The organism is Sulfurimonas sp. (assembly GCF_028694895.1).
Classification (GTDB): Bacteria; Campylobacterota; Campylobacteria; order Campylobacterales; family Sulfurimonadaceae; genus Sulfurimonas.
The window spans coordinates 1-11023 of record NZ_JAQVKA010000053.1; the positions used below are offsets into that span (position 1 = coordinate 1).

Genomic DNA, 11023 nt, shown 5'->3' on the forward strand with positions numbered 1-11023 from the left:
GCTATCTTCCCTATGGTAATCCTAGATACAGGGGATGAAGACAAAAGACTTGGCAATGGAAAAACGTGGTATCGCCTTCCTGTATGGATGCAAAAGAGCTGGGATGAGTGGACGTCGTTTTGGGGTGGTGGTTATGTTCTCAATGATGCACCAGACAAAAAAGATTACTCATTTGGTGGCTGGCAAATCCAAAAAGATATAAATGAAAAATGGACACTAGGCGGAGAAGTTTTTGCAAAAGGCAAAGACTCTGAAGAAGAGCAGGGAACTACTCTTCTTAACTTTGGTGGTTTTTATAAACTAGATCATGACTTAGAGCTTCTGTTTTCTGCGGGTCATAGCATTAACGGCAAAAGCCATGCAATCGGATATTTAGGATTATTGTGGGAGTTTGGTGGCCATGAGGGTGCAGTAGAAGCTAGTTCAGGCAAACCTGCGTGGTCTGCAAGTCAAACAGGTAGATAAGGTTTAATACATTGTCAAATATTTTGATACTTACTCATCCTGCTTTTGGCATTTTGAGTGTTCTTGCAGCTGTATGGTTGTTAGTTGAGACCATGAATGCTAATGGCCTCAATCAAGCTCGCATTACTAAAGCTGCTTATGGCGTAACTATCTTTATGCTCTTAGCTTGGATATTTGGCGGAGTGTGGTATGTCGAGTACTATCCAATGGAAAAAGCAATGATATTAAATGGGCCGTGGGCATTTGCACATAGCTTTTATATGGAAGTAAAAGAGCATCTGTTTTTTATACCTCTTATTCTTGCTCTATACTTACCGGTAGTTGTTACTCGCAATAGATTGCATGCTAATCGCACTGCACGTATAATGGTTGTAGCTATTTGTATCAACATTATTATATTATCACTCTCTATTGAAGTGGCAGGGGCTGTTATAAATCAAGGTTCAAAAGTTAGTTTTGTTCAAAAAGATTCTCTAGGAGATAAGCAATAAGCATGGATAATCAAAAACTAGATATGAAATCAGCCGCTTTTGGTTTATCAGCTATTATAACTATAGTATTAAACACGTTTCTAGTATGGGCTAAAGAGTCTTATAAGCCTCTTGAAGAAGCGATGACTACACTTAGTGGCCACCATTGGATTACGCATAGTATATTTGATATTGTTTTGTTTATTGGTCTTGGATATATTTTTTATTATATAAATGTTGCTGATAAAATTAGAGATGCAAGGCTCGTAAATGTCTTATACTTATCAGTTATAGTATCTACATTAGGCCTTATTGGTTGGTTTTTATAGTATTTTAAAAGCTACCAAAATAAGAAGTTATATTTTAGACTTTATAAAATCTTCCATCTCATAAACTATCTCTTCTATCGTTCCTTCGCCATTAATAACATGTAAAATATTTTTAGCTCTGTAAAAATCTTGTATATTAGCTAAGGGTTCAGTATATATTTTCATACGATTATCGAAGACCTCTGTGTTGTCATCAGCTCCACGAGCACGACCTAAAACTCTATCTTTTGCTGTTTCTTCGCTTACAAAAACTTCTATAACATTGCAAAGCTCTAAAGAGGAATCCTCATTTAGATACTCATCTAGTGCGTTTAACTGCTCCATACTTCTTGGATATCCATCTATGATAATTATCGGAGTAGGGGCATTTTTGATAGCATTTACAATGGTTTCTATCGCTATTTTTATAGGAACGATAAGACCTTTAGAGATATAACTATCTATCTCTAAGCCAAGCTTTGAGCCACTTGCTACTTCAGCTCTGAGCATATCGCCTGTTGAGTAGTGAGTTACTTTATCGATTTGTTTAGCGATTAACTCAGCATCTGTTGTTTTTCCAGATCCAGGTGCGCCAATAATTAAAAATAGTTTTTTCATTTTTTAGTGCTTTTTTAATAGTTTTTTTTGATAGCGACAAAATGCCGCTACCTATTTGAGGGTTTATCTAAGTTTTATATGCAGATCTCTAAGTTGATTTGCATCAACTGCACTTGGCGCTTTTGTAAGGATACAAGAAGCTTTTTGTGTTTTAGGAAATGCAATAACATCACGAATACTTGATTTCTTTGAAATCAACATCATAAGTCTGTCAAATCCAATAGCAAAGCCGCCATGTGGAGGAGCGCCAAACTTTAGAGCATCAAGTAAGAAGCCAAACTTCTCTCTAGCTTCCTCTTCATCAATTCCAAGAAGTTTAAATATCTCTTGTTGCATCTCTTCTTTATGGATACGGATACTTCCACCACCAAGCTCAGTACCGTTTAAAACGATGTCGTAAGCGATAGAGTCTATCTCTTCTATATCTTCTTTATCTGTATCTTTTGGTTGAGTAAACGGATGGTGAAGTGCTTTTACACGGCCTTCTTCAACTTCAAACATAGGAAAATCAACAACCCAAACAAACTCGTAAGCGTCTTTATCTACAAGATTCATCTTTTCATGTTCAGCTATGAATATTCTAAGGCGACCCATATAATCCCAAACAGTCTTTTTATCACCTGCACCAAAGAAAACAACGTCTCCAACTTCCATGCCAAGTCTCTCAACTAAAAGTGCGATATCCGCATCTGAGAAAAACTTGATAAGTGGGCCTTTAAGACCGTCCTCTTTCATCTGGAAGTATCCAAGACCTTGCGCGCCAAATTCACGAACATAATCTTCAAAAGTTTTCATCTCACGCTTAGAAAATACCAAATCAGCACCCGGAACTCTAAGAGCTTTTATACGGTTTTTATGTGGTTGCTTCGCTATGTTTGTAAATATTTCATTATCACATCGCTCAAATATATCGATAACATCAACCATTTTTAGGTCATATCTAAGGTCTGGTTTATCAGAGCCGTACCACTCCATAGCGTCTCTGTAAGCTATACGATTAAATGGAGGCTTGATATCAATGCCACATGCGCCAAACATTGCTACAAGAAGCTTCTCTGCAACTTTTATAACATCTTCTTGATTACAAAAGCTCATCTCGACATCTATCTGAGTAAATTCAGGCTGTCTGTCTGCTCTTAAATCCTCATCTCTAAAACACTTTGCTATCTGAAAGTATCTATCAAATCCGCCAACCATTAAAAGTTGTTTAAAGAGTTGTGGAGATTGTGGAAGTGCGTAAAATTCACCACTGTGAACACGAGAAGGAACTAGATAATCTCTTGCACCCTCTGGAGTTGATTTTGTAAGTATAGGAGTTTCAACCTCTAAGAAACCGTTCTCATCAAGCACATTTCTAGCTGCAATCGCCGCTTTTGAGCGAAGGCGGAAAGTCTCATACATAGAAGGATCTCTAAGCTCAAGATAACGATACTTAAGTCTTGTCTCTTCACCTACGTTTTTATCGCCAATAACAAAAGGAACAGCTGCTGAGCGGTTCTCAATAATAAGCTCAGTAACAACAATCTCAACTGCGCCAGTTTTTAAACGAGGATTTGTGAGCCCCTCTCCACGAAGACGAACTTTACCCTTTGCAACAAGAACAAACTCATCACGAACAACGCTTGCTACTTTGTGAGAAGAAGCGCTATCTTCAGGATCACATGTAAGCTGCATCAAACCGCTTTTGTCTCTTAAATCGATAAAAATAATCCCACCATGATCTCTGTAGCTATTTGCCCAACCAGCTAGAGTGACCTCTTGTCCTACGTTTGCTTCACTTAATTCTGTACAATAATGACTTCTCATAAATATAGAGTCCTATTAAATAATTTTCGCGGATTATACCTAAACTACTCTTATCGTACAATTAGAGATAGGCATTTATTTTTTAGCACCAAAGAGTGTATAATGGAGAAAAAAAATTAAAGAGCAATTTTGGATAATAAAACTATAAAAAAAGTTGGTGTTATTTTAAGACCATCGTCTCCGCAGTTAAAGAGTAGCTATGAAAAGCTAGAAAGTATCTTTAAAAGCTACGATATAGAAGTTTTGATAGAAGATAAAAGTGCTAAGATGATAGGTGCGTCTGGAAGCAGTTTTAAAAAGATTTGCACAGAGTGCGATGTTTTAATAAGCTTTGGAGGCGATGGCACACTTATTTCTACTGTTAGAAGATCTTTTGATTATGATATCCCAATACTTGGCATACACGCAGGAAGTCTTGGTTTTTTAGCTGACTTGTCTTTGGATGAACTTGACTCTTTTGTAGAAAAAATAACTCAAAATAGATATAGAATAGATGAGAGATCAGTTCTTGAAGCTACAGTTATAAAAAATGAAAAAGAGACAAAAATGTACGCTTTTAACGACGTAGTTTTAACTCGCACAAGAGTTTCAAATATGATACACATAGAGACACTCATAAACTCTCGCGCATTCAACACATACTATGGCGATGGGGTAGTAGTTTCAACTCCAACAGGCTCAACAGCGTACAATCTCTCAGCTGGAGGACCAGTTCTCTTTCCTATGAGTAACGTTTTTGCACTAACTCCAATCTGTCCTCACTCACTCACCCAAAGACCAGTTGTGCTTCCTGGAAAATTTGAAATAGAGATGAAAACATCAGAAGAGAGAGCTCTTATAATCATAGATGGGCAAGATGTTCATGAACTAGAACTCGGCGAGAGCATCCATATGAAACTAGCAACAAAAACAGTTAAACTGATGCACAAAGAGGAGTACAACTATTTTGATGTACTAAAAGAGAAGTTAAGATGGGGCGAGTAATTAGGCTGAAGCAGAGAGCTTAAGCCCAATAATACCTGCAAAAATGAGAAAAAGACTAAAAATTCTACCAAAATTCATAGGTTCACTAAAGAGTATAATCCCAAATATAGCAGTTCCAATAGCACCAACGCCAACCCACACAGCATAAGCCGTACCTACAGGAAGCGTCTTTAGCGCAATCCCAAGTAACCAAATACTAATAGCCATGGATACGAAAGTGGCAATTGTTGGTAAAATACGAGTAAACCCTTCACTATATTTAAGCCCTATAGCCCATCCAATTTCAAATAATCCTGCGACTATTAATATTGCCCAATTCATAATTATTCCACTTCTAAAGTATATTTTTTAGAATTTTAACATTAAAGAAGTATAATCTCTCTAATATTTACGTGAGGCGGTTAAATGATAGAGAGATTTTATTTAAAAGATTATCTTAGCTTTAAAGAAGTAGAGCTTGAACTTAGTGGCGGGCTTGTGGTATTTACTGGTCCAAGCGGAAGTGGTAAGTCTATTTTAATGGAATCTATTTTATCTTCATTTGGGCACTCCTCTTGTGATGCCTCACTCTGCGAATCTACTGTTGCATGGGAGCTTGACACTGAAGAATACGGTATTGATAGTGATGATATAAATGTATTTAAACATATAAAAAAAGATAAATCAAGATATTTTATAAACAACCAAAGTATCTCAAAAAAAGCGATAAACGAACTCTCTTTAAACTATTTAAGACATCTATCTCTCAGAGATTTTAGTGATTTTGAAAATGAGAAGTTACTACTGATTTTAGATGCTAGAGCAAGCGTGAAAAACCAAGAGTTACACAAAGTAAAGAGCGAGTACAAAGAGGCATTTTTAGAGTATAAAAGGATAAAAAAAGAGCTCTCAGTTATAGAAGATGAGCAAAAAAAAGTAGTAGAGTTAAAAGAGTTTGCCTCTTATGAGATAAAAAAAATAGAGACAATAAATCCTAAAATCTCAGAAGATATAGAACTCTTAGAGATAAAAAAAGAGCTCTCAAAAAAAGAGAAAGTTTTAAAGAGCCTCTTACAAGCAGATGCTATTTTTGAGCATGAACATGCTGTATTTAGCGCTCTGGATTTACTAGATATTGATGGCTCTTTTTTTAGTGATGCTATGAATGAGTTAAGAGCATTTTTAGAGAGCGCACAAGAGAGATTTAGTATGCTTGAAGAGGTTGATGTAGAAGAGGTTTTAAACCGCATAGAAGAGCTTGGAGAGTTAAAAAGAAGATACGGCAGTATAGAAGAGGCTCTTGCATATAAACAAGAGAAGATACTAGAACTTCAAAAGTATGAAAACATTGAGTTTACAAAAGGTGATCTTGAAGCAAGAGTAAAAGAGTTGGATAAAAAAGTTCTTGATTTAGCTTCAAAATTAAGCCTTGCTCGCTACGCAGAACTAGACTCTTTTAGCAAAGACTTAAACAGATACCTAAAAGAGCTTTATCTAAGAGACGCTATTGTTGAGATAAAAGAGAGCGAGTTAAGTGTTTATGGAAAAGATGAGATAACTATAAAACTAAATGGTACTGATTTACAGAAGATAAGTACAGGAGAGTTCAATAGACTAAGACTCGCTATTTTGGCTCTAAAGTCTGAGATTATGAGCAAAGATGGCGGTGTTTTAATGCTTGATGAGATTGATGCCAATCTTAGTGGTGAAGAGTCTATGAGCGTTGCTAAAGTACTAAAGCAGCTCTCAAAACATTTTCAGATATTTGTAATCTCTCATCAACCACAGCTTACATCTATGGGAGATCAACACTTCTTAGTCTATAAAGATGGCGATGAATCACATGTAATAGAGCTTGATTTTGATAGTAGAGTTGAAGAGATAGCTAGGATTATTAGTGGAGAGAGCATCACTCAAGAAGCTAGAGGTTTTGCAAAAGAGCTTTTAAACCTACAAGTAAGAGAGTAAAAAATGATTGTAGATACACATGTGCATCTTGATAATGATAAGTTTATAGATGATTTGGATGAAGTTTTAAATCGTGCGAGAGAGGGCGGTGTAGAGCGTTTTATCATTCCAGGTGCGGATCCAGCGAGTCTAAAGAGAGCAATGTCAATAGCTAAGAGTAATAGTGATGTCTATTTTACAGTTGGTGTACATCCATACGATATGGACTCTTTTAATGAAGATGATTTTAAAGATTTCTTAGAAGATGAAAAATGTGTAGCAGTTGGAGAGTGTGGACTTGATTATTTTAGGCTTGAGGGCAGCGAAGAAGAAAAAGAAGCTGAGAAAGCCAAACAAAAAGAGATTTTTATTGCTCAAATCGAGCTTGCAAAGAAGTATAAAAAACCTCTTATTGTTCATATAAGAGATGCTTCAAGAGACTCAAAAGAGATACTTTTAAAACATAATGCTGCAGAAGTTGGAGGTGTTTTGCACTGTTATAATGCTGATGAAGAGCTTCTTAGTTTGGCAAAAGAGGGCTTTTATTTTGGAATTGGTGGTGTTTTAACCTTTAGTAATGCAAAAAAGCTAATCAATGTGTTACCTAAAATCCCATTAGATAAACTACTCATAGAAACTGATGCCCCATATTTGACTCCAACTCCCCATAGAGGCAAGAGAAACGAGCCTCTTTATACGCAATTTGTTCTTAAAAAAATAGCAGAACTTTTAGAAATTTCGGAGCAAAAAGTCGAAGAAATAAGCACAAAAAACGCCTTTAAACTTTTTCATATTTCTTAGTATTAGTGATTCTTATTATATTATTAATGTTTTTTAGATAAAATCTATCTTTAAATTAATTAAAGAGGAGCACTCAATTTGAAATATATTATTATGTTTTTTATTCCGCTTTTGCTCAGCGCAAACCTTTCTTACCTTACAAATCAAACTAATGAAATCGCAATATTAGAGTCCTTTGACATAGAAGCTTCTTTTTTGTATGACCCAATAATGAATCAAATGAGAAACTCTCAAAGAGATGTCTACTCGGAGCAACAATTTTTTAAAGCTATGGATGAAGCGTATCTTTTTATTCCAACTATCAAAAATATATTGAGTAAATATGGCATACCTCCAGAATTTCTTTTTTTGGCAATGGCTGAATCTAGCTTTTCAACGAAAGCATATTCCGTAAAAAGAGCGTCTGGCTTGTGGCAGTTTATGCCTAATACTGCGAAGTTATATGGACTTAGGATAGATCAATATGTTGATGAGAGAAGAGATGTAATAAAATCAACTGAAGCAGCCGCAAAGTACCTTAGTAAACTTTATGAAAAGTTTGGTAAGTGGTATTTAGCGGCAATCGCTTATAACTGCGGTGATGGAAGACTCTCAAGAGCAATAAAAAATGCAAATAGTGACGAGCTTACAGTTTTACTAGACCCTAAAAAACAATATATTCCTAAAGAGAGCAGATTTTATATAAGAAAGATCGTCTCTCTTGCAATGATTGGAAATGATGAGCAGTTTTTATTAAATAGTGAGTATGAATATCTTCTAAATAGAGCAAACGCTTACTCAATTTCTGCTGTAAATGTACCTAGTGGTGAGTCTTTAAGAAGAGTATCATCGCTTATAAATATCCCTCTAGCAGAGTTGCAAAAGTTAAATAGACACCTTAAACATGATTTTGCACCACCGTATTTAAAAAATTATAATATTTACATTCCATACATAAAGCTTTCTGAGTTTAAACAAAAATATTTTGAAGAAAAGCTAAATAAATTTTACAAAATTCATATAGTAGCTAAGGGTGATAGCCTTTATAGTATAGGTAAAAAGTACAACGTTAGTCATACAATGATTAAAGATTTTAACTCTTTAAAGGGAGATATGTTAAGTTTGAATCAAAAACTTATTATTCCTATAGATGGTAAGGCGAGCGGACAAAGAATTAGTAGTAATTTCTCTACTACGATAAAAATAACCAAGAGTATAAAATCTATTCTTGAATCAAATAAAGTAAATATTTAAAATAACTATAGGAACTGTGACGTCATGGATAGACAGCATATACTTTTAACTGCTTTAGTTATTGTTTTTATTACTGGTTGTAGCACAAGAGGAACAAGAGCTTATACCTCTGCAAGCGCTCCAAGTAGCTACTCCTCAGATAGAGGCGCTCATAACTCATACATAAATAAAAAAGACTATTCTCATCCAACTATGAGACCTTATGTTATAAGAGGGATAAAGTACTATCCTACAGTTGTAAATGTTGGAGATGAATTTGATGGTTTTGCAAGTTGGTATGGTCCTGATTTTCATGGTAAATTAACCTCAAATGGTGAAACTTACAATATGTATGATATGACAGCTGCTCATAAAACACTGCCTATGAACACAATTGTAAAAGTTACAAACTTAAGAAATAGAAAAAGTGTAGTTGTAAGGATAAACGATAGAGGCCCATTTATTGAGAGAAGAATCATTGACCTCTCAAATACGGCAGCAAAAAAAATAGATATGTTAGGTGCTGGAACAGCTCCTGTAAAAGTTGAAGTTCTTGGCTTTCACTCTAAAGATAAAAGGCATACTCCTTTAGAAAAGGATCTGCAATCATCTCCTCAAGATCAGGTTATAGATGGATTTGCACTACAAATTGCATCTTTTTCAAGAATTGAGGGTGCAATTGAGACACAACAAAAGTATAATAAGACTGATGGATACGAGACAATTATAAAAGATATACAGACACAAAGTGGTAGAATGTTCAAAGTTTGGCTAAAAGGCTTTAGAAGTGAGCAAGAAGCAAGAGACTACCTAGCTCTTGGTAATTTTAAAGGCTCATTTATAGTGAGAGAGGATTAAAATGATTAGTAAAAGTAGAAAAACAAAAGAGACAGACATCACTGTTTCATTAAATATAAATGGTAGTGGCAAGAGCAAAATAGATACAGGCGTTGGATTTTTAGATCATATGCTTGATAGCTTCTCAAAACACTCATTAATTGATTTAGAAGTTAAATGTAAGGGTGATACTCATATAGATGATCACCACAGCGTAGAAGATATAGGGATAGTTATTGGCTCTTTGCTTGCAGAAGCAATCTACCCTGTTTCTAATATGGAGCGCTTTGGAAGTGCTAATATAGTTATGGATGAAGCTTGTGTTAGTTGTGATTTGGATTTGAGCAACAGACCATATCTAGTTTATGAGGTTGATGTTACTGGAAAAGTAGGACAATTTGATACAGAGCTTGTTGAAGAATTTTTTAGAGCATTTGTATTAAACGCAAGAATAAGCACGCATATAGTACTTCTTAGGGGCAAAAACAAACATCATATCATCGAGGCGGCTTTTAAAGCTCTCGCGGTAGCACTTCGCCGTGCAATGCAAAAAAATGATAGAGTTGGAATTCCAAGTACGAAAGATATGCTTTGATTAAATTAATTGTACTAGATGTTGATGGGTGTATGAGTGATGGAAAAATAATCTATCACTCTGATGGTTCTGAGACAAAAAATTTTAATGTCAAAGATGGTTTAGCAATTAGCTCATGGATAAAGATGGGATTTGAAGCAGCGATCATAACTGGAAGAGAATCTCCTATTGTAAAGAGAAGAGCCAAAGAACTTGGAATTAAGCACCTTTTTCAAGGTGTTAAAGATAAAGAGAGTGTTTTAAAAGAGCTTATCTCTTCACTTGGATTGAAGTATTATGAAGTTGGCGCAATTGGCGATGATTTGAATGATTTTAAAATGTTGCGTAGCGTTGGTAGAAGCTTCACTCCAAAAGATGGTGTAAAAGAGATTAGAGAGATGGTTGATACCACTCTTACATGTAATGGTGGCGATGGAGCTGTTAGAGAGATGATAGATACGCTTATAGATGAGAGCGATTTAAGAGATCAATTTATGGCTCTTTGGTTATAATATTGTGAATATGAACTATTTCTTTTTCTTTATCTCTTTTGCGTTGTTAATGATACTTTTTTTATTTAAACCCATTGATATAAAAGAGAACTCTTTTGGGGATGTTGAACTCTTTAGTATCTCAACTTTTACTATGTATGAGTTTGACTCAAAAGGTCTTATAACGCTTATGAACGGGACAAAAGCAATTAGATATAGTGATAGATATAGAGTCGATGATATAGACTATACAGACAACTCAAAAGAGTATGTTGCAAATATGAAATCAAATAACGGAATCTATAAAGATGATATAGTATATCTTGATGGAGATATTATTTATGTACGAGAAGATGGCCTGACGTTTGAGACACAAAAGGCAACTTATAACAAAAAAACAAGCATAGCTATTGCTGATGGACCTTACCTTCTATACAGAGGCGCAAACAGAGTTATCGGCAAAGCTTTGCATTATAATAGTGATCTAGAGAAAATTACATCAAAAAATGTAACAGCAAAATATCAATTAAA

At 35.1% G+C, this 11023-nt stretch carries 14 protein-coding genes; 11 read left to right on the forward strand and 3 right to left on the reverse strand.

From position 1 onward, the window contains the following. The 3 genes from PHI38_RS06970 to PHI38_RS06980 form a co-directional block, all read left to right on the forward strand. Nucleotides 1-465 (forward strand): hypothetical protein (locus PHI38_RS06970; protein ID WP_299854299.1); only part of this gene is annotated, 465 nt, incomplete at its 5' end. Between the two features lie 11 nt (nucleotides 466-476). Next, nucleotides 477-956: a hypothetical protein gene (locus PHI38_RS06975; RefSeq protein WP_299854301.1), complete on the forward strand. Its 480-nt coding sequence runs from the start codon at nucleotides 477-479 to the stop codon at nucleotides 954-956. Between the two features lie 2 nt (nucleotides 957-958). Continuing rightward, nucleotides 959-1264: a hypothetical protein gene (locus PHI38_RS06980; RefSeq protein WP_299854303.1), complete on the forward strand. Its 306-nt coding sequence runs from the start codon at nucleotides 959-961 to the stop codon at nucleotides 1262-1264. A gap of 27 nt (nucleotides 1265-1291) precedes the next feature. On the opposite strand, the gene PHI38_RS06985 is transcribed toward PHI38_RS06980, so the two are convergent. Together PHI38_RS06985 and aspS are read right to left on the reverse strand one after the other, a co-directional pair. Continuing rightward, the gene (locus tag PHI38_RS06985; RefSeq protein WP_299854305.1) at nucleotides 1292-1861 is read right to left on the reverse strand and encodes an adenylate kinase; all 570 of its coding nucleotides are present in this window, start codon (nucleotides 1859-1861) and stop codon (nucleotides 1292-1294) included. 63 nt (nucleotides 1862-1924) lie between these two features. Then, nucleotides 1925-3667: an aspartate--tRNA ligase gene (aspS, locus tag PHI38_RS06990; protein ID WP_299854308.1), complete on the reverse strand. Its 1743-nt coding sequence runs from the start codon at nucleotides 3665-3667 to the stop codon at nucleotides 1925-1927. A 129-nt stretch (nucleotides 3668-3796) separates the two neighbouring features. On the opposite strand from aspS, the gene PHI38_RS06995 reads away from it, so the two are divergent. Then, nucleotides 3797-4651: an NAD(+)/NADH kinase gene (locus PHI38_RS06995; RefSeq protein ID WP_299854311.1), complete on the forward strand. Its 855-nt coding sequence runs from the start codon at nucleotides 3797-3799 to the stop codon at nucleotides 4649-4651. Here PHI38_RS06995 and sugE read toward each other — a convergent pair whose 3' ends face one another. Next, entirely contained in the window at nucleotides 4652-4972 is a 321-nt protein-coding gene (gene sugE / locus PHI38_RS07000; RefSeq protein WP_299854314.1) for a quaternary ammonium compound efflux SMR transporter SugE, read from the reverse strand. 84 nt (nucleotides 4973-5056) lie between these two features. Between sugE and PHI38_RS07005 the strand changes: the two genes are divergently transcribed. The 7 genes from PHI38_RS07005 to lptC all read left to right on the forward strand — a co-directional run. Further along, the gene (locus PHI38_RS07005) at nucleotides 5057-6598 is read left to right on the forward strand and encodes an AAA family ATPase (RefSeq protein ID WP_299854316.1); all 1542 of its coding nucleotides are present in this window, start codon (nucleotides 5057-5059) and stop codon (nucleotides 6596-6598) included. Nucleotides 6599-6601: 3 nt separating this feature from the next. Next, the gene (locus PHI38_RS07010; protein ID WP_299854319.1) at nucleotides 6602-7378 is read left to right on the forward strand and encodes a TatD family hydrolase; all 777 of its coding nucleotides are present in this window, start codon (nucleotides 6602-6604) and stop codon (nucleotides 7376-7378) included. A gap of 78 nt (nucleotides 7379-7456) precedes the next feature. Continuing rightward, nucleotides 7457-8611, forward strand: a complete 1155-nt coding sequence (locus PHI38_RS07015; protein WP_299854321.1) for a lytic transglycosylase domain-containing protein — start codon at nucleotides 7457-7459, stop codon at nucleotides 8609-8611. A gap of 24 nt (nucleotides 8612-8635) precedes the next feature. Then, complete coding sequence (locus tag PHI38_RS07020) at nucleotides 8636-9448, forward strand: septal ring lytic transglycosylase RlpA family protein (protein ID WP_299854323.1); 813 nt, start codon at nucleotides 8636-8638, stop codon at nucleotides 9446-9448. 1 nt (nucleotide 9449) lies between these two features. Then, on the forward strand, nucleotides 9450-10022 hold the full coding sequence (gene hisB / locus PHI38_RS07025; RefSeq protein ID WP_299854326.1) for an imidazoleglycerol-phosphate dehydratase HisB: 573 nt from the start codon (nucleotides 9450-9452) through the stop codon (nucleotides 10020-10022). Beyond that, nucleotides 10019-10513: an HAD family hydrolase gene (locus tag PHI38_RS07030; RefSeq protein WP_299854328.1), complete on the forward strand. Its 495-nt coding sequence runs from the start codon at nucleotides 10019-10021 to the stop codon at nucleotides 10511-10513. The genes hisB and PHI38_RS07030 overlap by 4 nt, the downstream gene beginning before the upstream one ends. A 49-nt stretch (nucleotides 10514-10562) precedes the next feature. Beyond that, nucleotides 10563-11023, forward strand: a 461-nt coding sequence (lptC, locus tag PHI38_RS07035) for an LPS export ABC transporter periplasmic protein LptC (RefSeq protein WP_299854331.1), incomplete at its 3' end; no start/stop codon positions are given.